Here is a 20,998-nt window from a genome sequence, read left to right as displayed (position 1 = left end):
AAGCCTAGGGCCGACGCGCCGGGGTGCGTGCCGTCGGTCGCGCGGCCGGGAGCAGTATGAACGCGTGAAACCGTTCCGTATCGACGTTTCTGACGACGTTCTCGACGATCTACGATCGCGGCTGGCCCGTACGCGTTGGCCGGAGGCCGAGTGCGTGGACGACTGGAGCCAGGGCGTGCCGTTGGCCTACACGCGCAAGCTGGCCGACTACTGGGCCACCGACTACGACTGGCGAGCGCGGGAGGCCGCGCTCAACCGTTTCGATCAGTTCACCACCGAAATCGACGGTCTGGACATCCATTTCATCCATCAGCGGTCGCCGCATGACGACGCCTTCCCGCTCGTGATCACGCACGGCTGGCCCGGTTCGATCGTGGAGTTCCACAAGGTGATCGAGCCGTTGACCAACCCCGCCTCGGGACGCGCCGAGGACGCCTTTCACGTCGTATGTCCGTCGCTTCCGGGATACGGGTTCTCCGGAAAACCCACGAACACCGGCTGGGGTGTGGAAAAGATCGCCGAGACATGGGAAACGCTCATGCTGCGTTTGGGGTACGACCGCTACGGCGCCCAGGGCGGCGACTGGGGCGCCGCCGTCACGACACAGATCGGCCGTAACGTCGGCCACTGCGTGGCCATCCACCTGAACATGCCGGTCGGGCGGGCCACCAAGGACTCGCTGACGAACCCGACCGACGAGGAGCAACGAGCGCTGGCCGGATTGGCCAACCACCGCAAGTGGGGCACCGGCTATTCCAAGCAGCAGTCGACCCGCCCGCAAACGCTGGGCTACGGCCTGGCCGATTCGCCTGTGGGACAGCTGGCCTGGATCGTCGAAAAGTTCTGGGACTGGGCCGATTGCGACGGGCACCCCGAAAACGCCGTCAGCCGCGACGAGCTGCTCGACAACGTGATGGTGTACTGGGTGACCAACACCGCCGCGTCGTCGGCGCGGCTGTACTGGGAGAGCTTCGCCGTGTGGGGTGGCGGCGACCGTGTCGAATTGCCAACGGGCGTAGCGGCTTTCCCTGGGGAGCTGCTCAAGGCGCCACGTAGCTGGTGCGAGCCGGTCTACAACATCACCCACTGGACGGACATGCCGCACGGCGGGCATTTCGCCGCATTCGAACAACCGGAGCTGTTCGTCCAGGACCTCCGTGCGTTCTTCGCGACGGTGCGCTGAGCCGATCAGCCGGGCGGGGCGAAGAACTCCAAGGCGATACCGTCGGGGTCGCGAAAACTCAAGCCCGAGCCGTACGGCGCATCCACAATGCCGCCGTGCTCGATGTCCAGTTCGCCCAACCGGGTGACCCAGTTCTCGAGCTCGGCGCGGCTGGCGCAACCGAAGCCGACATGATCGAGCCCGACGCGATGCTCGCTGAACTCTTCGTCGGGTGCCGGGTGGTCGTGCTGATGGATGCCGAATATCGTGCCCCCGTCGAGCATCCACACCTGATGGTGAAATCCGGCGCCGGTGTGCTCATCGAGGATTGGGTCGGCGCCCAGCAGATTGCGATACCACGGGCCGCTGATGTCGAGGTCGCGCACCGTGACCGCGACGTGGTTGAGCGCTGGAAAGGTCATGCCTTGCCACGCTAGTCCGCTTTGCGCGGTTTGCCGATCATTGGGCCGCTGGCCGAGTACCCCGATGTCGGCTAGACGACCCGCCGGCCCTGGCGCGCGCGAGACCGCATGTCCCACAAGTAGAGCCGATAACCGAAGATCCAGGCCGAATGTGGGATCAGCCGATCGCCGAGCCGCAGGGCGGTCAGCAGCCAGCCGAACCGGCGCTGCTGGCGCGGCGACCAGTCCAGCTGCATCAACGCCCGGAATTCGGGAGCCAGGAAACCCGTCGTCGCGAACAAGTTGAACGGGCCCGCCAGCACCTGCAGCGGCCACGGCAGGAACGCCAACGACGCCACGCCGTGCAGATGTTCGCGTACCGGCGGGTCGATGCGCAGCTCGTCGAGGGAGCGTTTCCAGTACGCATCAAAGGCGGCCCGGTCCAGCGGCCACATCCGCTCGGGCACTTGCAGCGTGGTGCCCAGCCGCTTCGCGTCGGCGTAGACGGCATCGGCCGTCGCGTCGTCCAGGGGACCGTGCAGGAACTCGTGTTGGTCGACGAAGTACCGGTACAGGCACGCTGCCACCCACAGCTGCAACTTTGGGTCGAAAGCGTTGTAGGACACCGGACTTGACGACGTCGACCGGACCTGCCGGTGGGCAGTGTCGACTGCCGCGCAGATCAACGCTCGGTCGTACTCGGTCCCGATGGTGGCGGCAGCCAGATACGTGCCGGTGGTGCGGGCCCGCTTGAACGGATGCTTGTAGACGTTGCCGCTGTCCACGGGACTCTCCAGCACGCCATAGCCGACCCCGGGCAGGGACAACTGCATGATCACGTTCGCGGCGGGCAACAACAACGCCGCCGGATTGAGCAGGTCGGCGACCCGGGTAGCGGGCCGCTTCACCGCGGGCCTGGCCTGCTGGGAATCATGCCTTCGAGTAGACCATCGCCGGATCGGCGCGAGCAATGATCTGCCGACGGTGGATCCGCCCGGGAATGGGCAGACGTGCCCGGATGAGCACTGAACCTGGCGACTCGAGTCCTCCGCCTCCCGACCCGCCGAAGCCGTCACCCGGCGGGAATCGGGCGCCGCACCGTCGAGGAGCCCCAGATGACCCGCCCCGCCGGCGGCTACGGGTTGTGGTGGACGCTGGGCGTCCTGATCGTGCTGATCGTCGCCGTCGTGATCGTGGCGGTCGCCTAGTCGGCAGGGCCGCGACGCCCGGTATGAGACGCTGCCGAAATGGTTGCGAGGCAGACCCGGATCGCGGGTGTGGCGATCGGCTACCTGGCCGACCGCGCGCTGGGCGACCCACGCCGGGGTCATCCGGTCGCGCTGTTCGGCCGCACCGCCGCCGTGCTGGAGAACGTGACCTACCGTGACAGCAGGATCGCCGGGGCGGTCCATGTCGGCGCGCTGATCGGGGCGCTGGGCCTGCTCGGCCTGGCGGTGCAGCGCCCGGCCACACACCGTGGCCGGGCGGGTGCGATCGTGGTGACCGCCGCGGCCACCTGGGTCTCGCTGGGTGGAACCTCGTTGGTCCGCACCGGTCTGGACATGTCGGAGCGGCTGGAACGCGGCGACGTCGCCGCCGCGCGCGAATTGCTGCCGTCGCTGTGTGGGCGTGACCCGGCATCGCTGGACCGCGCGGGCCTGATCCGCGCGTCGCTGGAGTCGATGGCCGAGAACACCTCCGACGCCGAAGTGGCCCCGCTGCTGTGGGCGGCGGCCGGCGGCGTGCCCGCGGTCCTGATGTATCGCGGCATCAACACCCTGGACTCGATGGTCGGGTATCGCTCGCAACGCTATCGCCGATTCGGTTGCGCCGCAGCAAAATTGGATGATATCGCGAACTTCGCTGCCGCGCGGTTGACCGCTTCGCTGGTGGTGGTGCTGGCGCCGCTGGTCGGCGGATCACCGTCGGGCGCGGCGCGGGCCTGGCGCCGCGATGCCGCCCGTCATCCCAGCCCTAACGCCGGCGTCGTCGAGGCGGCCTGCGCCGGGGCGCTGGGCGTGCGCCTGGGCGGCCCCACGCAATACCACCACGAGTTGCAGATCCGGCCCACACTCGGCGATGGTCGCGAGCCGACGGTGGCCGACCTGCGGCGCGCGGTGCGACTGTCGTCGCTGGTGCAGGCGGGCGCCTCGGTATCGGCTGCGCTGTTGGCATACCTGTCGGGTTACCGCCGGCGGCCGTAGCGGTCGGCGAGTTTGGCCTCAACGGACTGCGGAACTTCGGGTGTGGGCGCGGTCTCGGTGGCGGGCGGCGGCCGGTGCTGCTTTTCCTGGCGGCGGGCGCGGATCTCCGAGTAGGCGAAATAGCCCAACCCGATGGGCGCGAGGATGCCGAACGCGATCCACTGGATGCCGTAGGACAGGAACGGGCCGGCGTCCAGCTGCGGCACCCCGACCACGCCCAGCACACCGGGCTGACCGTCGATCAACTGCAGGTAAGACCCGGCCAGCGGGGTCTTGGTCAACACCGCGATCTGATCGGTGTCGATCGAATACACCTGCTGCACACCGTCTCCCACGAACGGATCCTTATTCGCTGCGGCGGTCTCGGAGTTGCGCAGCCGCGCCGTGATGGTCACCTTCTGTTCGGGCGGGCGGGGGATCGGCGGGACATGAGACCCCTCCAGCGGCCGCACGTAGCCCCGGTCGACCAGGACGGTCGGTCCTTCGTCGACGACGAAGGGCGCCAGCACCTCGAACGCCGGCTTCGAATCGATCACCCGCAGCCGGGCCAGCACCTGCACGTCCGGCAGATAGTGCCCGGTTGCGGTGACCTGGCGCCACTGTGCGCCAAAGGCCGCCGAATTCTGCTGCGGCAGCAGCGTTTTCAACGGAACCGGCGGGGTATTCAGCGAAGATTCGATCTGATGGTTCTCCCGCGATGTCCTGCTGTGCTTGCCGAGCTGCCAGGGCGCGAGCACCGTGAAGCACAGATATGCGAAGGCGACGACCACCAGAGCCAGCACGATCCAGCCCGGACGCAGCAGAAACGGCAACCGGCGCATCAAGTGGATCCGTTCTGCGCGAGCTGGTCATCGACCCACTCGTGCAGGCCCGGCAGCGCTGCCTCGATGACGGCGTAGACGCGTTCGAAGTCTGCGGTGTCGCCATAGTAGGGGTCGTCCACGTCCGGGGTGTGGGCGCCGCTGCGCGGATCGAAGGAGCGCAGCATCCGGATGCGATCCTCGTCCGCGCCCAGATGCCGCAGCATCCGGGCGTGGTTGCGGTCCAGGGCCACCATCAGATCGGCCTCGAGGTGCTCGGCGTCGACCTGCGTTGCGCGGTGCTCGCATGCGTAGCCGTGGGCGCGCAACACGCCGGCGGCCCGCTCGTCGGCACACTCACCCACGTGCCAGTTGCCGGTGCCGGCGCTGCTGACCCGCACCGCGTCGGCCAGGCCCCGCCGACGTAGTTGGTCGGCGAACATCTTCTCGGCCATCACCGATCGGCAGATGTTGCCGGTGCACACGAACGTGACGTGCAGCGCGTCTCGACTAGACACCCAGCGCCCTCCGCAAGTCGTTGATGGTCGAGGCGTGGGTCACGCCGGGAGCGTCTTCGTTGGCATCGGCTGCGCGGTGGGGAAAGTCGGCCTTGCCGTAGCCCCAGCCGACCACCACGGTGTCGATGCCGTGAGCGGCCGCTCCGTGCACGTCGTGGCTGCGGTCACCGACCATCAGCACCCGCTCGGGCAGGGGCACCAGCTGCGAGAGGGCGTGGCCCAGCACCTCGACCTTGGTCTTGCGCGAACCGTCGGGGCTCGCGCCCGCGATGACCTCGAAGTGCTGGTCAAGTCCGAAATGGGCGAGGATGCGCCGCGCGGTCGGTTCGAGCTTGGAGGTGGCCACGGCAAGCCGGACACCGGCGGTGCGTAGATCGGTCAGCAGTGCCTCGATCCCGTCGAAGAGCGCGTTCATCGCCCACCCCCGGGAGCCGTACTCGGCGCGAAAGGCGGCGATCGCCTCCTCGGCGTCGTCGCCGAGCTCCATCGCCCGGAACGTGTCGTCCATCGGCGGGCCGACGATCTGCGCGACGAGGTCGCCGGGGGGCACCGGGGCGCCGATGTGGTCGAGCGCATGCAGGAAGCTGGCGACGATCCCTTCCGCGGAGTCGGTCAGCGTGCCGTCGAGGTCGAAGATCACCAGCTGCACCCCACCGGGGGAGGCGGCGTTGCCGGGGGTCTGGCAATCGGCTGACGTTGTGCCTGTCACCTCACCATTGTCCTCGATAGGTGTGTCCGGGTGTGACGGCGTTGCCGATGCCGCTCCGGGCGGCCCGGCCGGCGCACTAGTGTTTCACGGATGGCGAGTCTGAACCTGAGCCCGCCTGCGGCGCGCTACCACGGTGATCAGGCCGTCGCACCCGGGATGCTGGATTTCGCCGTCAACGTCCGGCACGGCCGGCCGCCGGAGTGGTTGCTGCGACGGCTGGCCGAGCGCCTGCCCGATCTGGCGCGCTACCCGAGCCTCGACGACATCCACCGGGCGCAGGACGCGGCCGCCGGGCGGCACGGCCGGACCCGCGACGAGGTGCTGCCGCTGGCCGGGGCGGCCGAGGCGTTCGCGCTGCTGGCGAATTTGCGTCCGCGGCGGGCGGCGATCATCGCGCCGGCGTTCACCGAGCCGGCTGACGCGCTGACCGCGGCCGGAGTGCCGGTGCACCACGTCGTGCTGGAGCCGCCGTTCGGCCTGACCGGTGCGGCCGTACCCGGCGACGCCGACCTGGTCGTGGTGGGCAATCCGACCAACCCCACCTCGGTGCTGCACACCCGTGAACAGCTGCTGGCGTTGCGCCGGCCCGGGCGGATCCTGGTGGTCGACGAGGCCTTCGCCGACTCGATTCCCGGTGAGCCGCAATCGCTGGCCTGCGACGGGCTGCCCGACGTGCTGGTGCTGCGCAGCTTGACCAAGACGTGGGCGCTGGCCGGGTTGCGGGTGGGCTACGCGCTGGCTTCGCCAGAGGTGCTCGCGCGGCTGACCGCTCGACGGGCGCATTGGCCGGTAGGGACCCTGCAGCTGGCGGCGATCGCGCTGTGTTGCGGCCGGCACGCGGTCGCCGAGGCGGCGGCGGGGGCGACGCGATTGAGCCGGCTGCGCGCCGAGATGGTGGCCGGTCTGGCGTCGGTGGGCGCCGAGGTTGTCGACGGGCGGGCTCCGTTCGTGCTGTTTCGCACACCGGACACGGTCCAGCTACGAAAAAGTTTGCATGACAGGGGAATTGCCATTCGGCGCTGTGATACGTTCGTCGGCTTGGACGAGCGCTACCTGCGGGCCGCGGTGCGCCGTGAGTGGCCGCGGCTGGTGCAGGCGATTTCGGAGGCGGGCACGCCGGAAAGCATCGGGGGGCGGGGGTGAGCGTGAAGCTGGCCGAAGTCATCGCGGCGCTCGACGAGGCCTACCCGCCGCGGCTTGCCGAATCCTGGGATTCGGTGGGCCTGGTGTGCGGTGACCCCGACGACGAGCTGGACTCGGTGACCGTCGCGGTCGACGCGACGCCGGCGGTCGTCGACGAGGTTCCCCGGGCGAGCCTGTTGCTGGCCCATCATCCACTGCTGTTGCGCGGGGTGGACACCGTGGCGGCCAACACCCCCAAGGGTGCGCTGGTGCACCGGTTGATCCAGACCGGGCGTTCGCTATTCACGGCGCACACCAATGCCGACTCGGCCCGCCCGGGCGTCTCCGACGCGCTGGCCGCGGCCCTGGGCCTCGACGTCGAGGCCGTGCTCGAACCGGCATCGAGCGCACCCGATCTCGACAAGTGGGTCGTCTACGTGCCCGGTGAGAACGCGGAAGCGGTGCGGGCGGCCATGTTTGCCGCCGGCGCCGGCCATATCGGCGACTATTCACACTGCAGCTGGTCGGTCAGCGGTATCGGGCAGTTTTTGCCGCACGAAGGTGCCTCACCGGCGGTGGGCAGCGTCGGGAACGTCGAGCGGGTGGCCGAAGACCGGTTCGAGGTCGTCGCGTCCGCGCGATCCCGCGCCGCGGTGCTGGCGGCGATGCGTGCCGCCCACCCGTACGAGGAGCCCGCCTTCGACATCTTCGCGCTGGTGGCACCGCCCAGTGACGCCGGGCTGGGTCGCATCGCGGCGCTGGCGCGCCCGGAACCGTTGCGCGTCTTCGTCTCCCGCGTCGATGCGGCGTTGCCGCGGACATCCTGGGGAGTGCGGGCGGCGGGCGATCCCGACACACCGGTCTCGCGGGTGGCGGTCTGCGGCGGAGCCGGCGATTCGTTGCTGGCCGCCGTGGCCGGTGCCGGCGTGCAGGCCTATGTCACGGCCGACCTGCGCCACCATCCGGCCGACGAACATCGCCGCGCCTCCGATGTGGCCCTGATCGATGTGGCACATTGGGCCAGTGAATTCCCTTGGTGTGAACAGGTCGCCGGCTTGTTGCGGTCGCGTTTCGGTGCGGAGTTGCCGGTGCGGGTGAGCGCGATTCGGACCGACCCGTGGAATGTCGAGCAGGTTGGCCACCAGTCCGGGGGTGATGGGTCATGAAAGCCGAGCTGGCACAGCAGCGTTCGCTGCTTGAATTGTCGAAGTTGGATGCCGAGCTGTCCCGGATCGCGCACCGGGCCAAGCATCTGCCGGAACAAGAGGCCTGCGAGCGGTTGCGGGGGGAGATCGAGGCGGCCGGCGACCGGCTGGCCACGTTGCGAATCGCCTTGGAAGACATCGACGCCCACGTGTCGCGGCTCGAGGCCGAGGTCGAGGCGGTGCGCCAGCGCGAAGACCGCGACCGCTCGCTGCTGCAGTCGGGAGCGACCGACGCCAAGCAGTTGTCGGATCTTCAGCACGAGCTGGAAACTCTGCAGCGTCGTCAAACCAGCCTGGAGGATTCTCTGCTGGAGGTGATGGAACGTCGCGAGGAGCTGCAATCTGAGCTGGACAGCGAGCAGCAGAAGCTCACATCGCTGGAGGCCGAGATGGCCGGCGCACGCGAGGCTCTCGACGCGGCGGTCGCCGAGATCAGCGCGGCCCGCGAACTTCAGTCCTCACGGCGTGACTCGCTGAGCGCCGCCTTGGACCCGGCGCTGTCCGCCCTGTACGAACGCCAGCGCGCCGGGGGAGGCGCGGGCGCCGGGCAGCTGATGGGGCGTCGGTGCGGTGCCTGCCGGCTCGAGATCGACCGTGGCGAGCTGTCCCGCATCTCGGCGGCGGCCGAAGACGATGTGGTGCGCTGCCCCGAATGCGGCGCAATCCTGCTGCGGGTCAAGGGCTTCGATCAGTGAAGGTCGTCATCGAGGCCGACGGCGGATCACGCGGTAATCCCGGGCCGGCCGGGTACGGCGCGGTGGTGTGGAACCAGGACCGCACGACCGTGCTGGCGGAGGCCAAGCAGGCGATCGGCCGGGCGACCAACAACGTCGCCGAATACCGGGGCCTGATAGCCGGTTTGGACGACGCCCTGAACCTGGGTGCCACCGAGGCCGCGGTGTACCTGGATTCCAAGCTGTTGGTGGAACAGATGTCCGGCCGGTGGAAAGTCAAGCATCCCGACCTGATCGAGCTGCACGCCGAGGCCCGAAACCGGGCCGGGCGGTTCGCGAAGATCAGCTACTCGTGGATTCCGCGGGAGCGCAACGCGCACGCCGATCGGCTGGCCAACGAGGCGATGGATGCCGCCGCCGAGGTCGCTGGCGTGACGGAAAAGCCCGAGCCGGCCGAGCAATCCGGCCCGCGCGACAAACCCGAACCGTCCGGGTCCGCGAATGTCCCGTCCCCCTCGGCACCCGGCTGGACCGGCGCGCGCGGTGCCCCGACCCGCCTGCTGTTGCTGCGACACGGCCAGACCGAATTGTCGGTGCAGCGCCGCTACTCGGGCCGCGGCAACCCGGCGCTCACCGAGCTGGGGCGGCGGCAGGCCGACGCGGCGGCGCGTTATCTGGCGCAGCGCGGCGGTATTTCGGCGGTGTTCGCCTCACCGCTGCAACGGGCTTATGACACCGCGGCGGTGGCGGCCAAGGCGCTTGGCCTGGACGTGACCGTCGATGACGACTTGATCGAGACGGATTTCGGCTCGTGGGAGGGGCTGACTTTTGCCGAGGCCGCCGAGCGCGATCCCGAGCTGCACGGTCGCTGGCTGCGCGACACCAGCACCGAACCGCCAGGCGGGGAGAGCTTCGACGCGGTGGCCGCTCGGGTGTCGACGGTTCGGGACCGCGTCGTCGCCGCGCAGCGGGGCACCACGGTGCTGTTGGTGTCGCACGTGACACCCATCAAGATGCTGCTGCGCGAGGCGCTGGACGCCGGGCCCGGCATTCTCTACCGCCTGCACCTCGATCTGGCCTCGTTGAGCATCGCCGAGTTCTATTCCGACGGAGCGTCTTCGGTGCGACTGGTCAACCAGACGGCGTATCTGTAGATCACTTCTGCTCTTGGTTGAGGCGTGGGATCAAGCCGCCGGCCAACACATCCTTGACCTGTCGCGGCGAGAGTCGATGCCGCACCGCGAATGACGATTCCTTGCTGACGTTGTCGACCTGCAGGACATCCTCTTCGTCGAGCGAGTTCAGATTCTGAAAGCGGAGGGTGTCGTCTTGGTCGATCGAGTCGTAGTCGTCGGGATTCTCGAATTCGAGCGCCAAAATTCCATAGTTGGCCAGGTTTTGCCAGTGGATGCGTGCGAAGGACTTGGCGATGACGACGCGCAACCCGAGATAGCGCGGGGCGATCGCGGCGTGCTCACGCGAGGAGCCCTGGCCGTAGTTCTCCCCGGCCACAATGACGTGCCCGCCCTCGCCGGCCTGTTGAGCCCGCTCGGGGTAGGAGTCGTCGACGCGGGTGAAGCTGAACATCGCGAGCTTCGGGATGTTCGACCGCAGCGGAAGGGCCTGCACGCCGGCGGGCGAGATTTCGTCGGTGGAGATGTTGTCACCGACCTTGAGCAGCACCGGCGCCTCGAGTTCGTCGGGCAGCGGGGATAACTCGGGCAGGCTGGAGATGTTCGGCCCCTTCACGGGTTCGACACGCTGTGCCTCCTCGGCGTCGAGCGGAGGCACCAGCATTGCGGTGTTGATCGAGCTGCGCTCGGGCAGGTCGAGTTTCGGATACTCCATCTGCTCTTTTTTGGCCCAGTCCCGCGGATCCGTGATCACTCCGTTCAGCGCCGAGGCTGCCGCGGTCTCCGGTGAGCACAGCCAGACCGCGTCCTCCTTGGTGCCGGACCGGCCGGGAAAGTTGCGGGGCATCGTGCGCAACGAGTTGCGGCCGACCGCGGGAGCCTGGCCCATGCCGATGCACCCCATGCAGCCGGCCTGGTGGATGCGCGCGCCGGCCATCACCAGATCCAGCGTTGCGCCCATCTTGGTCAGATCGGCCAGGATCTCGCGCGACGTCGCGTTGATGTCGAAGCTGACCTGGGGGACCGTCTGGCGTCCCGCCACCATCGCGGCCGCGATCGCGAAATCCCGTAGCCCGGGGTTGGCGCTGGATCCGATCACCGCCTGGGCGATCTCCTCGCCGGCGACCTCACGAACGGGCACCACGTTGCCCGGCGACGACGGTTTGGCGATCAGCGGCTCGATCTGCGACAAGTCGATGGTGTCCTCGACGTCATAGTCCGCGTCTTCGTCGGCCAGCAACTCGGTCCAGTCGTCCTCGCGTCCCTCGGCGCGCAGGAAATCGCGCACGGCTTCGTCACTGGGAAACACCGTCGTCGTGGCGCCGAGTTCGGCTCCCATGTTGGCGATGACGTGACGGTCCATTGCCGTCAGCGTCGCCACGCCGGGACCGTGATACTCGATGATCCGGTTCACCCCGCCCTTGACGTCGTGGCGGCGCAACATCTCCAGGATCACGTCCTTGGCCGAACACCACTGGGGCAACTCACCGTCGAGCCGCACGCCCCATATTTCGGGCATGCGGATGTGCAGTGGCCGCCCGGTGATCGCGAGCGCCACCTCGAGACCGCCGACGCCGATCGCGAGCATGCCCAGCGATCCGGCGGCCGGAGTATGGGAGTCGGAGCCCACCATCGTCTTGCCCGGGATGCCGAAGCGCTGCATGTGGGTCGGGTGCGACACTCCGTTGCCCGGTTTGGAGAACCACAGGCCGAAGCGTTGCGCCGCGGTGCGCAGGTACTCGTGATCCTCGGCGTTCTTCTCGTCGCCCTGCAGCAGGTTGTGGTCGACGTACTGGACGCTCACCTCGGTGCGGGCACGATCGAGCCCGAGCGCCTCGAGTTCCTGCATCACCAGCGTGCCGGTTGCATCCTGCGTCAGCGTCTGATCGATGTGGATCGCGATCTCTTCTCCCGGAGACATCTCCCCGGACTCCAGATGTGAGCTGATCAGCTTGTGAGCGACGTTCATAGCCATACCCGTGGGGTTACCCCGGTACGGCGTCTTCTAGCGCGATTCGACAGCCGACGTTTGGCGCGCGCCCGTCGCGTCAACGAGCCAGCGTGATGGCGCTTTCCGGGCAGTTCTGTTCGGCCGTGCTGGCTTGAGACTCGAGCTCGCCGGACACCTCGTCGACGAGCACCACGCAGTGGCCGACCTCGTCGGCGTCAAAGACATCGGGGGCCAAGGTGTAGCAGCGTCCATGCCCGGTGCATAGGTCGCGGTCGACGGCTACCCGGGTCATTTGCCCCGCTCCTCCCCGGAGGGTGCCCCCACCCCATCGCTGTGTCGTGCATCGTCGCCGGCGCGGCTCATGGCACCGGGAAGACCAGCGGCAGCGACTCCACCGAGCGCAACGCGGCGGTGTAGCACAGCTCGGCGCCGGGCTTGATCTCGTAATCCGGGATGCGCCGGTGGAATTCGCGCAACGCCACCCGTAGCTCCATGCGGGCCAGGTGTGAGCCGAGGCAACGGTGCGGACCGCCGCCGAAAGCCCGGTGCCGGTTGGGGTTGCGGGTGAAGTCGACCAGCTCCGGGTCGGGGAACTCGGCCGGGTCGGTGTTGGCCGCCCCCAGTAGCGGGCTGACCCGTTCGCCCTTGCTGATCGGGCATCCGCTGACCTCGACGTCCTGGATGGCCACGCGGGCGACGCCGGGCACCGGCGTTTCCCACCGCAACAGCTCCTCGACCGCGCCGGGCAGCACCTCGGGCTGCTCGACGAGTTGACGACGGTGATCGGGGTGACGCGCCAGGTACACGAAGAAGCAGTCGAGGGAGTCGGTGACCGTGTCCAGTCCGGCGATGAGGAACAGGAAGCAGATGTCGAGCAGCTCGTCGCGCGACAGCGGCTGGCCGGCCTCGTCTTTGAAGTTCGCGGCGATCATTGCGGACAGCACGTCGTCGCGGGGGCTGGCGATGTGGTCGTCGATGGCGCGGTCGAAGTACTCGTAGATCTGTTGGGCCACGCCCGCGGAGGTCTCGTGGCGGCGGTCGAAACCCGAGTCGCCCTCGGGGCGGATCACCCCGTCCTTCCACACCAAGAATTGGTCGAGATCGTCCAGCGGCAGGCCGAGCAGCTGCAGAAAGACCGTGCAGGGCAGCGGCACCGCGAACTCGGTGTGAAAGTCGCACTCGCCCCGGTCGGCGAAGCGATCGATCATTTCGTTGACCAGCTCGGTGACGCCTGGTTCGCGTCGGGCCATCTCCCGCGGAGTGAACAGCGGGTCGAGGATGCGCCGGTACTTCGCATGCTCGGGCGGGTCGATTTGGAGCGGGATCAGCGGCCGCACGTTCCCCAGGTCGACGGCGTCCATGTTCGACGAGAACAGCTCGGTGTGTTTGAGCGCCATTTCGATGTCGGCCAAACGGCTGAGCACGACCGCCTGAGGTGACCGGAACACCGGGGTGGTTTCGCGCAGCGCCTTATACATCGGTTGTGGCTCCGCGAGCCCCGTGCGCGTCTGGTCGACGAAACTTTCGGCTTCTGTCATGCGGTCAGCCTGGCACCGACCCGCTTGTTGGGCAATGGCCTAATGCCGATCAACTGTGCAGGTGGAGCCGCTCGCCGTGCGGTCCGAAGATCACAATGGCCTCCACTGGCCCGTCTACCACGCCGAACCAGTGCGGCGTCCACGTCGAGAACTCGACGGCTTGGCCGGGATCGATGGTGAAGTCGCGTTCGCCCAGGATGAGCCGCATCCGGCCGGAAAGGACATACATCCAGTCCTGGCCTTCGTGCACCGGCAGCTCGGCGGGCGGGGTGCGGCGCCGCGCGCTGACCCGGAGTTTGAACGCGTGCAGGCCTCCGGCCGGGCCCTGGCGGGTCAGTGGCCAATAGGTGACGCCGTGACGGGTGTGCGCGGTGCCGCGCACCCTCGGGTCCGGCGTTGGGGGCGCTTGCAACAGATCGTCGGTGCTGACGGACAGGGCCCGGGCCAGCCGCGGCAGGTGATCAAGGGCCAGCCGGCGTTTCCCGGATTCGAGGCGGCTGAGCGTCGAGACGTCGATGCCGGCGCGAGCCCCTACCTCGTGTAGCGTCAGGCCGCGCTGCACCCGCAGTTCCCGCAGTCGCCGCCGGACCAAGAGGTCGATGTCGGGTGTAGTTTTTGCCTGCATGGCAATTCAGCTTGGCAAAACCGCAACGGATAGGCAAGCTCGCGGTGTGGAGAACTCTTACAAACCCGATGATGCCCAGCGGTTCTGGGAGGAGCGTTACCGGTCGGCGGAGCGGGTCTGGAGCGGACAAGTCAATCCCCGCCTGGCCGAGGTGGCCGCCGACCTCCCGGTCGGCCGGGCGCTCGACCTGGGTTGCGGGGAAGGCGCCGACGCTTTGTGGCTGGCCGAGCGCGGCTGGGAGGTGGTGGCCGTCGACATCTCGACCATTGCGCTGCAACGCGCTACCGAGGCCGCGTCGGCACGAAACATGCTCCCACGCATCGACTTTCAGCGCCATGACCTCAACGAAACTTTTCCCGAAGGGACCTTCGACCTGGTGTCCGCGCAGTACCTGCACTCGCCGGCGCGACTGGAACGCGACGGGGTACTGCAACGGGCGGCCGAGCGGGTGAATCGCGGCGGTGTGCTGTTGATCGTCGACCATGGAGCCCCCCCGCCATGGGCGGAGCATCACGATCACCACTTCGCCGGTATCGACGAGGTCCTCGCGTCATTGCACGCCGACGCGCCGTACTGGAAGCGGCTGCGGACCGAGGCCCTCGAGCGCGAAATGGTCGGACCGAATGGGGAAGTCGGCACTATGGCCGACAACCTGATCGTCCTGCGGCGAACCGGTTAGGCCGCTTACGCCGCGTCGTGAAAGATCAACCCCATCGCATAACGCTCGCCGGAGCGAACGACCGAGACCCCGTGGCGCACCGGCGCCGCGGACCAACCCCGCGCCGACCGCACCGGGCGTTCCCGGGTGGTGAAGACATACCCGTGTCCCTGCGGCAGTTGTGTTGCCATGCCGCGGGATTGGGCTCGCAGCCGTTGCTCGACGAGCAGGAATTCGCCGCCGGTGTAGTCGGCGTCGGGATTACTCAGGTTGATGACCACCTGGAGCGGGAAAATCAACTCCCCGTACAGATCTCGATGCAAGGCATTCCAGTCGCCCGCACCGTATTTCAGCATCAGGGCGGTCGATCTGGTCTGGCCGGCGGCGTGACAGGTCGCCAGCCATTCGTCGAGACCGTCCGGCCAGGGTGCGTCGCGGCCCAGCTTGCCCCACCAATCGCGCGCAATCGGCAACAGCCGTGGGTATAGGGCCTGCTTGAGCTGCTCGATCGGTTCGGGGTAGGGCGCGTGAAAATACCGGTATTGCCCGGCACCATAGCGTTTGGGGGCCATGTCGACGGTCGACCGAAACAGCTCGTCGTACACGTAAAGCTTGCGCAGCCGGGCCGCTTCGCCCGGTGTGAGCAGGCGCGGCAGCAGCGCACCGCCGTACTCGTCGACCGCGGCGGCGATGGCGTCCCAATCGCCTGTGTCGACGCGCTTTTTCCACTGGGACATGCTGCCTCCCGTGTGTTGGTCTGCCTGTCCACCATAAATAGCGCCTGCGCGGTGTGGTCGGGCCTCGGCCGTGCGTTGCTGGCACCAGCATGTCGCAGGTAGTACCGTTGTTCGTCGCGGACGAGTTGGCCGGGCGGCCGCGGACCGTCGCAAGCGGTTCGAGGAAAGTCCGGACTTCACAGAGCAGGGTGATTGCTAACGGCAATCCGAGGTGACTCGCGGGAAAGTGCCACAGAAAACAGACCGCCACCCTCGCGGTGGTAAGGGTGAAACGGTGCGGTAAGAGCGCACCAGCATCCCGGGTGACCGGGGTGGCTTGGCAAACCCCACCCGAAGCAAGGCCAAGAAGGCCGCACCGCAAGGTGCGGCCGCGCAGGCGCTCGAGGGTTGCTCGCCCGAGCCTGCGGGTAGGCCGCTTGAGGCACCCGGTGACGGCGTGTCCAGATGGATGGTCGCCGCCGCGCCGCCGTTGCTTATGCGCGGCGGCGGGGAACAGAATCCGGCTTACAGGCCAACTCGTCCGCCTTCAGCTTGCTAATGACCGGCTTTGCGGACCGCTTTGGCTAGTTTGCGCAAGGCGGCATCGAGTTCGTCGCGGCACCGGTCGGCCAGGTCGGCCTCCCGCTGATAGAGCAGCCCGTAGCTGAAGGTGTCCTCGCCGGCGGCGTGCGCGGCATCAGCTTCCTGTCTCAGGTGCTCGCGGCTGACGACGCTGTCTTGGTGGTCACCGAGCAGCGACTGGACCGCCTTGGCCCGGTCGGACACGCCGGGCGCCCCGGTCGCGGCGGCGGTGTAGCGAAGTCGCTTGGCGCGCTTGCGGATTCGATGGATCGCCTCGTCGCGTTGGTGTGGGTCGTCGGGGTGTTCGCGGTTGACCTGGGCGGCGGCCTTCTTGGCCTTGCGGACCTTTTTGTAGGCGGCCTCGATGGTCACCGGGGCCTGTTCCTCGGCGCTGGCGGCGCCGGGGGTTTCGGCCGCTATCAGGTCGAGGGAGTCAAGCAGGCGGAAGTATCGCTGCGATCGCATGGCGATCAAGGACCGGCGCAGCCCGATCTGGTAGCGTCGCTGGGCACCCCCGACCAGGCGTTCGCGCACCGGTCCGCGCACCAATTCCGGTGCGAGCCCGTCCAACTCGCGCTCGTATCGCTCGGCGAGCACCTCGGCGTCGCGGGCCACACCCAAAATTCCGGCGAGCTCACGCAACTCGTCCAGGACCCACCCGTTCTCGGGCAATCCGAACGACTCCTGGTAGTCCCGCAGCAGGCTGCGCAGCTTGCGGGTGGTCACGCGCATCTGGTGAATGGAGTCGTAGGCGTCGGCCCGCACCGCGCGATCCCACACCAGCAGCTCGCGAATCTGCTCGGCGATCGCGCGCTGCAGCGGATCCTCGGGCGGCTGAGCGCCATTGGGTGGCGGCGCGGTACCGAGCACCCGCGCCAGCTTGGAGCCGTGACCCGCCGGTACGGCGCCCGCGTCCAGCAGTCGGTTGCTCAACCGGTTGAGCAGCTCCACGCCGGCTGTTCCGCCAGCGAGCCCGCTCGCTTCGACGAGTTCCAATTCCCATTCGCGCCATTGCAGTTCGGTCGGCGCCGAGTCGGTGTCCTGGGCTCCCCGCGTCGACCACGCGGTGACGTAATCGTTGCTGAACTCGGCGAGCGCGTTGCCAGCCGCGTCGCAGAGCACCTGGCTCTCACGCTGGGTGGTGATCCGCGCGACCGGCTGCAGCGGACGGTCGCGGACAATCGCCAGCACCACATCCGTCAACTCATCGGGCACGGAATCGTCGCCGCCCGATGCGTCGAGCGGGAGACGGACCTCGGTTCGGGAGTCCGGACCGGCCGGCAGCTTCAGGTGCCATCCCGCGTCGGAGCCACCGGTACGGCGGCGCAGGGTGATTTTGTTGCGCGCCAAATCGTGTATGGGCGTGTCGAAGTACGTCGCATCCAGGGTTTGCGTCGGCGACTTCTCGACGTGCGCAACCGCGGCGATCCCGTCGAACGACGGTGACACGGTGGATTCGACGACGTCGAACTTGCGCTCGACCTCGAGATGACGCGCGGGCTGCATCGCTTTTGCAGGCATCTTCGGCTCCGTTGCGGGCGCGTCACCGCGGCCGTGAACATGGTGGACGGTGGGAAATGAGCACCCATAGCGTGCCATACCGAGGCGACGGGACCGCCGCGGATCGGCTGGTGAGTGCAGCGCCCGTCGCGGCCGCCGTTACGGCGGGGGAGGAGCCGTCGTGTCGTCCTCCGGCAACGGCGCATAAACGGCCGGTGGCGGGACATAGCGTTGGATGTTGTCGGCGATGTTGGTGCACCCGCTGACAGAGACGCGCCGGCCCGCGTTCACGCACACGGTCGCATCCGCCCGATCGGCGGAGTGCGCGGCGAGAATGCCGGGAGTTACGGCAAGGCCCGCCAGCACCAGCACTGCGGCAAACCAGCGGCGCGGTTTCATCTCTGCGGTCTCCTTTCCTGCCACCCGTGGATCATTCTGCCGTCGCCGCGCGACCGATGGGCTCAGATCGAGAAATGGCTGCACATTTCTTTGCCAGCCGAATAGCGCATGCACGGTGAAAAAACCCCTTATGGTTTGCGGTACCAATACCGGCCGCAGTTGCGCAGGCGGAGATGAAGGAGCGTTTCCCATGGTGTCTTATATTCGCCCGGCGGGCCGAGCAGTTGCCGGCGCAATGGCGGCCGGCGCGCTGAGTGTGGCAATGCTGTTCGCGACGGCGGGGTCGGCCGCCGCGGACCCGCCGATGGACGATCCGGAGCCGACGCCCTCGTCGCAACCGAATTGCACGGCGGCCGACCTGGCCCAGGTGTCGTCGGGCGTCGCCGCCGCGACGTCGGAATATTTGTTCGCACACCCGGACGTCAACGCGTACATCACCGGTTTGAAGGGGCAGCCCCGCGACGACGCGCGTGCGCAATTGAAGCAGTACATGGACGCCAATCCGCAAACCCACGCCGACCTCGAGGGCCTTCGACAGCCGTTGACCGATTTCCAGAACCGGTGCCGCTGAGCGATCGGCGTCAGCCGGCCGGTGGTGGCGGTGGCTGCTGCAAGTGCATCGCCAGGTCACTCAACTCGAGGATCGTCTGGATCTCGGTGTCGCGGAAGGGCCGTCCGTCGGGACCCAGCAGGTCGTGAAACCACTCCCGCGGCATCGCAGGGTCCGGGTTCGGGTGGTCCCAGGAGTCCCAGGGAAAGAAGGTCTGCGTCTTCCCGGTGACCAGACCCCAGTTGAATGCGCCGACGTTGGCACCCTTTGCGATCGGCAGGATGCTTTGCACCGTGCTGCCCAGCGGGCGCGCCATGTACTCGGTGCACAGGATCGGGCGGCCCAGCGGGACAAGCTCGGCGATGCGCCTCTCGAACTCCGCCGGCTCGCCATAGGAGTGGAACGTGATGACGTCGGAGTTGTCGAGCTGGATGCCACTGATGACGCTGCGGCGGCCCGGGGCGGCCCACTCGCCGTGCCAGACGCCACTGGTCAACGGCTGACAGGGATCAACCAGCCGCGCCCACTCGAACACCTGCGGCAGCAAGCGGGCGACCAGGTCCACCTTGTCGTTGCGCTCGACCGAAGCGTAGGCGTCCGCGGGGTTATCCGGCTCGTTCCATAGGTCCCAGCCCAGGACGCGGTCGTCGTTGCGGAATTGCGTCAGGACTCCGGTGACATAGCCGCGCATGGTGCGCAGGTAGCCGCGATCGTCCAGGCGCGCGGCCCCCGGACTCTGGACCCAGCCCGAGTTGTGGATGCCCGGCCGAGGCGCGCGCTGCGGGCCCGCCTGGGGAAACGGATCCCAGCACGAATCGAACAGGACGAACAGCGGTTTGATGCCGTGGCGGGCGGCGATGTCGACGAACTGGGCGAGACGACGCTGAAACCCGCGAGGGTCATGCGCCCAGAGCTGGTCGTGCAGGAAGACCCGTATCGCATTGAATCCGTTGGCCCGCGCCCAGCGCAGTTCGGTATCGATGCGCGGGGGGTCGAAGGTTTCGCGCTGGAACATCTCCAGCTGGTTGATGGCGTTGGAGGTGATGTAGTTCGCGCCGATCGGCCATCCTTGTGCCTGATACCAGCGGTTCGCGCGTTCAGGTGACCACCTGCTGGCTTGCGGCGAGGTACGGGGTGGTTTGGCAGACGCGCGTGGCGTCTGTGCCATGGCCATGCCTCCTGCCACCAGCAGCGGCAGCGTCAGCACCATTCGCCGGTGCACGAAGTCACCGCGAGTCCCCCGGTCGATGTGGTCCACCCCTGCTCGTCAGAGTTCGGATCGTCTCCGCGAGCCATCGTACATTTTTGTACCGCAACACTTTTCAGCGGTTTCGTTCCGACGAGATACCGCCGTCAACCAGGCGCGAACCTCAGACCGGCGATGTGGGCGTGCAAACCAGCGCTACGAATCCATCAGAAGCAGTGCTCGTCGGCGGGGAACACCCCGCCGGCCACCTCTTGCGCATATTGCGTTGCAGCCCGGCGCAATTCCGCGCCGATGTCCGCGAACCGCTTGACGAAGCGGGCGGCCTTGCCGCTGCTCATACCGGCCATGTCCTGCCAGACGAGCACCTGGGCGTCGCAGTTCGGTCCGGCGCCGATCCCGATGGTCGGGATGGTCAGCTTGCCGGTGATCTGGGTGGCCAACTCGGCCGGCACCATCTCCATGACGACGGCGAATGCGCCGGCCTCGGCAACGGCGATCGCGTCGTGCACCGTCTGCTCCGCCGCGTCACCGCGGCCCTGCACCCGGAACCCGCCCAGGCCGTTGACGCTTTGCGGGGTGAACCCGATGTGGGCCATCACGGGGATGCCGGCCGCGGTCAGGCAGGCGATCTGTTCGGCCACCCGCTCGCCGCCCTCGAGCTTGACCGCGTGTGCGCCGCCTTCCTTCATGAACCGAGTGGCGGCGGCCAGCGCGGCGGCGGGGCCGGCCTCGTAACTGCCGAACGGCAGGTCGGCGACGACGAGCGCGTGCGGGGCACCCCGCACTACGCCGCGCACCAGCGGAATCAGCTCATCGATCGAGACCGGCACCGTCGTGTCGTAGCCGTACACCACATTGGCTGCGGAGTCGCCGACCAGCAGGACCGGGATGCGGGCCTCGTCGAAAATGCGGGCCGTCGAGTAGTCGTAGGCCGTGAGCATGGCCCACTTGTGCCCCTCGGCCTTCATCTTCTGCAGGTGATGGGTGCGGATCTTGGGCCTCGCCTTTTCGGGCTGCACAGGCGGGTTGGCACCGTAAACGTTGTGCTCAGACATCATTGTCCCTAATGGTGGTCGGTTCGATCCTCGTGGCCGCTGAGGGTCCCCGGGTTCGTTTGACCACTTGATTCTGCCATTTCTTTTGCTCAGTTGCACCGCCGAGGCGGTGTGAGACACACCATGCGCGCACCAACCCGCCGAGCGGAGACGGGCTGCGCGACTCCCTCGTCGCCGCGGGGCAAACTCGGCATCGGCCCGGTTGCTGGTCCGGATCTGCCGCCCGAGTTATGGGAGATGGCCGACGAGTCCGCGATGGGGAGGCAAGCTGGTCGCGCTCGCACGGTAT

At 67.9% G+C, this 20,998-nt stretch carries 22 protein-coding genes and 1 other RNA gene; 9 read left to right on the top strand and 14 right to left on the bottom strand.

Annotated features, from left to right (window positions below; genetic code table 11):
* Window positions 1–64: 64 nt before the first annotated feature.
* Window positions 65–1,183: an epoxide hydrolase family protein gene (locus A5686_RS19255; protein ID WP_067937589.1), complete on the top strand. Its 1,119-nt coding sequence runs from the start codon at window positions 65–67 to the stop codon at window positions 1,181–1,183.
* A 5-nt stretch (window positions 1,184–1,188) separates the two neighbouring features.
* Here A5686_RS19255 and A5686_RS19250 read toward each other — a convergent pair whose 3' ends face one another.
* Together A5686_RS19250 and A5686_RS19245 are read right to left on the bottom strand one after the other, a co-directional pair.
* On the bottom strand, window positions 1,189–1,584 hold the full coding sequence (locus tag A5686_RS19250; RefSeq protein WP_067937587.1) for a VOC family protein: 396 nt from the start codon (window positions 1,582–1,584) through the stop codon (window positions 1,189–1,191).
* A 71-nt stretch (window positions 1,585–1,655) separates the two neighbouring features.
* On the bottom strand, window positions 1,656–2,471 hold the full coding sequence (locus A5686_RS19245; RefSeq protein ID WP_067937585.1) for an oxygenase MpaB family protein: 816 nt from the start codon (window positions 2,469–2,471) through the stop codon (window positions 1,656–1,658).
* A 339-nt stretch (window positions 2,472–2,810) separates the two neighbouring features.
* Here A5686_RS19245 and A5686_RS19240 point away from each other — a divergent pair, with 339 nt between their 5' ends.
* Window positions 2,811–3,767, top strand: a complete 957-nt coding sequence (locus A5686_RS19240) for a cobalamin biosynthesis protein (protein WP_067937582.1) — start codon at window positions 2,811–2,813, stop codon at window positions 3,765–3,767.
* On the opposite strand, the gene A5686_RS19235 is transcribed toward A5686_RS19240, so the two are convergent.
* Genes A5686_RS19235 through A5686_RS19225 form a run of 3 tightly spaced genes read right to left on the bottom strand, consistent with a single transcriptional unit; the run spans window position 3,749 to window position 5,794 of the window.
* Window positions 3,749–4,588, bottom strand: a complete 840-nt coding sequence (locus A5686_RS19235; protein ID WP_067937580.1) for an SURF1 family protein — start codon at window positions 4,586–4,588, stop codon at window positions 3,749–3,751. The two genes, A5686_RS19240 and A5686_RS19235, sit on opposite strands and share 19 nt — an antisense overlap.
* Window positions 4,588–5,085 carry a low molecular weight protein-tyrosine-phosphatase gene (locus tag A5686_RS19230; protein WP_067937578.1) on the bottom strand — a complete coding sequence of 166 codons (498 nt, stop codon included), beginning with the start codon at window positions 5,083–5,085 and terminating at the stop codon, window positions 4,588–4,590. The genes A5686_RS19235 and A5686_RS19230 overlap by 1 nt, the downstream gene beginning before the upstream one ends.
* Window positions 5,078–5,794, bottom strand: a complete 717-nt coding sequence (locus tag A5686_RS19225) for an HAD-IA family hydrolase (RefSeq protein ID WP_369829725.1) — start codon at window positions 5,792–5,794, stop codon at window positions 5,078–5,080. Before A5686_RS19225 ends, A5686_RS19230 begins: the two co-directional genes overlap by 8 nt.
* A 90-nt stretch (window positions 5,795–5,884) precedes the next feature.
* On the opposite strand from A5686_RS19225, the gene cobC reads away from it, so the two are divergent.
* Genes cobC through A5686_RS19205 form a run of 4 tightly spaced genes read left to right on the top strand, consistent with a single transcriptional unit; the run spans window position 5,885 to window position 9,949 of the window.
* On the top strand, window positions 5,885–6,937 hold the full coding sequence (cobC, locus tag A5686_RS19220; protein ID WP_067937577.1) for an Rv2231c family pyridoxal phosphate-dependent protein CobC: 1,053 nt from the start codon (window positions 5,885–5,887) through the stop codon (window positions 6,935–6,937).
* A complete protein-coding gene (locus tag A5686_RS19215) occupies window positions 6,934–8,082 on the top strand; it encodes a Nif3-like dinuclear metal center hexameric protein (RefSeq protein WP_067937574.1) in 1,149 nt (382 codons plus the stop codon). Before cobC ends, A5686_RS19215 begins: the two co-directional genes overlap by 4 nt.
* Window positions 8,079–8,816: a zinc ribbon domain-containing protein gene (locus A5686_RS19210; protein ID WP_067937572.1), complete on the top strand. Its 738-nt coding sequence runs from the start codon at window positions 8,079–8,081 to the stop codon at window positions 8,814–8,816. The genes A5686_RS19215 and A5686_RS19210 overlap by 4 nt, the downstream gene beginning before the upstream one ends.
* Window positions 8,813–9,949, top strand: a complete 1,137-nt coding sequence (locus A5686_RS19205) for a bifunctional RNase H/acid phosphatase (RefSeq protein WP_067937570.1) — start codon at window positions 8,813–8,815, stop codon at window positions 9,947–9,949. The genes A5686_RS19210 and A5686_RS19205 overlap by 4 nt, the downstream gene beginning before the upstream one ends.
* A gap of 1 nt (window position 9,950) precedes the next feature.
* Here A5686_RS19205 and A5686_RS19200 read toward each other — a convergent pair whose 3' ends face one another.
* The 4 genes from A5686_RS19200 to A5686_RS19185 form a co-directional block, all read right to left on the bottom strand.
* Window positions 9,951–11,903, bottom strand: coding sequence for an aconitate hydratase (locus tag A5686_RS19200; RefSeq protein ID WP_067937568.1), 1,953 nt, complete (start codon window positions 11,901–11,903; stop codon window positions 9,951–9,953).
* Window positions 11,904–11,976: 73 nt separating this feature from the next.
* Window positions 11,977–12,171 (bottom strand): ferredoxin, encoded by a 195-nt coding sequence (locus tag A5686_RS19195; protein ID WP_067937566.1) that lies wholly within the window; start codon window positions 12,169–12,171, stop codon window positions 11,977–11,979.
* Between the two features lie 67 nt (window positions 12,172–12,238).
* The gene (locus A5686_RS19190; protein WP_067937564.1) at window positions 12,239–13,417 is read right to left on the bottom strand and encodes a cytochrome P450; all 1,179 of its coding nucleotides are present in this window, start codon (window positions 13,415–13,417) and stop codon (window positions 12,239–12,241) included.
* Between the two features lie 49 nt (window positions 13,418–13,466).
* Complete coding sequence (locus A5686_RS19185; protein WP_067937562.1) at window positions 13,467–14,042, bottom strand: helix-turn-helix domain-containing protein; 576 nt, start codon at window positions 14,040–14,042, stop codon at window positions 13,467–13,469.
* Window positions 14,043–14,088: 46 nt separating this feature from the next.
* Between A5686_RS19185 and A5686_RS19180 the strand changes: the two genes are divergently transcribed.
* Window positions 14,089–14,721, top strand: a complete 633-nt coding sequence (locus A5686_RS19180; RefSeq protein WP_067937651.1) for a bifunctional 2-polyprenyl-6-hydroxyphenol methylase/3-demethylubiquinol 3-O-methyltransferase UbiG — start codon at window positions 14,089–14,091, stop codon at window positions 14,719–14,721.
* A 5-nt stretch (window positions 14,722–14,726) separates the two neighbouring features.
* On the opposite strand, the gene A5686_RS19175 is transcribed toward A5686_RS19180, so the two are convergent.
* Window positions 14,727–15,437 carry a 2OG-Fe(II) oxygenase gene (locus tag A5686_RS19175; protein WP_067937560.1) on the bottom strand — a complete coding sequence of 237 codons (711 nt, stop codon included), beginning with the start codon at window positions 15,435–15,437 and terminating at the stop codon, window positions 14,727–14,729.
* Window positions 15,438–15,558: 121 nt separating this feature from the next.
* Here A5686_RS19175 and rnpB point away from each other — a divergent pair.
* An RNA gene (gene rnpB, locus A5686_RS19170) (RNase P RNA component class A) lies at window positions 15,559–15,960 on the top strand.
* Window positions 15,961–15,971: 11 nt separating this feature from the next.
* Here the strand turns inward: rnpB and A5686_RS19165 are convergent.
* A complete protein-coding gene (locus A5686_RS19165) occupies window positions 15,972–17,519 on the bottom strand; it encodes a CYTH and CHAD domain-containing protein (protein ID WP_067937649.1) in 1,548 nt (515 codons plus the stop codon).
* Between the two features lie 138 nt (window positions 17,520–17,657).
* Window positions 17,658–17,897 carry a hypothetical protein gene (locus A5686_RS19160; protein WP_067937647.1) on the bottom strand — a complete coding sequence of 80 codons (240 nt, stop codon included), beginning with the start codon at window positions 17,895–17,897 and terminating at the stop codon, window positions 17,658–17,660.
* A gap of 235 nt (window positions 17,898–18,132) precedes the next feature.
* Here A5686_RS19160 and A5686_RS19155 point away from each other — a divergent pair, with 235 nt between their 5' ends.
* Window positions 18,133–18,468 (top strand): heme-binding protein, encoded by a 336-nt coding sequence (locus A5686_RS19155; protein WP_067937558.1) that lies wholly within the window; start codon window positions 18,133–18,135, stop codon window positions 18,466–18,468.
* A gap of 10 nt (window positions 18,469–18,478) precedes the next feature.
* Here the strand turns inward: A5686_RS19155 and A5686_RS19150 are convergent, their stop codons facing one another.
* Both A5686_RS19150 and panB read right to left on the bottom strand, forming a co-directional pair.
* Window positions 18,479–19,669, bottom strand: coding sequence for a cellulase family glycosylhydrolase (locus tag A5686_RS19150; RefSeq protein ID WP_197520641.1), 1,191 nt, complete (start codon window positions 19,667–19,669; stop codon window positions 18,479–18,481).
* 191 nt (window positions 19,670–19,860) lie between these two features.
* Window positions 19,861–20,709 carry a 3-methyl-2-oxobutanoate hydroxymethyltransferase gene (panB, locus tag A5686_RS19145; protein ID WP_067937645.1) on the bottom strand — a complete coding sequence of 283 codons (849 nt, stop codon included), beginning with the start codon at window positions 20,707–20,709 and terminating at the stop codon, window positions 19,861–19,863.
* Window positions 20,710–20,998 lie beyond the last annotated feature (289 nt).

The sequence above is a fragment of the Mycobacterium sp. E2479 genome, assembly GCF_001667925.1.
GTDB lineage: Bacteria > Actinomycetota > Actinomycetes > Mycobacteriales > Mycobacteriaceae > Mycobacterium.
This window is presented reverse-complemented; position numbering and strand designations above follow the sequence as displayed.

Coding starts and splice junctions, on each gene's coding strand:
- A5686_RS19250 (WP_067937587.1), bottom strand. CDS start 1,584: ATGACCTTTCCAGCGCTCAACCACGTCGCGGTCACGGTGCGCGACCTC.
- A5686_RS19240 (WP_067937582.1), top strand. CDS start 2,811: ATGGTTGCGAGGCAGACCCGGATCGCGGGTGTGGCGATCGGCTACCTG.
- A5686_RS19235 (WP_067937580.1), bottom strand. CDS start 4,588: ATGCGCCGGTTGCCGTTTCTGCTGCGTCCGGGCTGGATCGTGCTGGCT.
- cobC (WP_067937577.1), top strand. CDS start 5,885: ATGGCGAGTCTGAACCTGAGCCCGCCTGCGGCGCGCTACCACGGTGAT.
- A5686_RS19210 (WP_067937572.1), top strand. CDS start 8,079: ATGAAAGCCGAGCTGGCACAGCAGCGTTCGCTGCTTGAATTGTCGAAG.
- A5686_RS19200 (WP_067937568.1), bottom strand. CDS start 11,903: ATGGCTATGAACGTCGCTCACAAGCTGATCAGCTCACATCTGGAGTCC.
- A5686_RS19195 (WP_067937566.1), bottom strand. CDS start 12,171: ATGACCCGGGTAGCCGTCGACCGCGACCTATGCACCGGGCATGGACGC.
- A5686_RS19190 (WP_067937564.1), bottom strand. CDS start 13,417: ATGACAGAAGCCGAAAGTTTCGTCGACCAGACGCGCACGGGGCTCGCG.
- A5686_RS19185 (WP_067937562.1), bottom strand. CDS start 14,042: ATGCAGGCAAAAACTACACCCGACATCGACCTCTTGGTCCGGCGGCGA.
- A5686_RS19175 (WP_067937560.1), bottom strand. CDS start 15,437: ATGTCCCAGTGGAAAAAGCGCGTCGACACAGGCGATTGGGACGCCATC.
- A5686_RS19165 (WP_067937649.1), bottom strand. CDS start 17,519: ATGCCTGCAAAAGCGATGCAGCCCGCGCGTCATCTCGAGGTCGAGCGC.
- A5686_RS19160 (WP_067937647.1), bottom strand. CDS start 17,897: ATGAAACCGCGCCGCTGGTTTGCCGCAGTGCTGGTGCTGGCGGGCCTT.
- A5686_RS19155 (WP_067937558.1), top strand. CDS start 18,133: ATGGCGGCCGGCGCGCTGAGTGTGGCAATGCTGTTCGCGACGGCGGGG.
- panB (WP_067937645.1), bottom strand. CDS start 20,709: ATGTCTGAGCACAACGTTTACGGTGCCAACCCGCCTGTGCAGCCCGAA.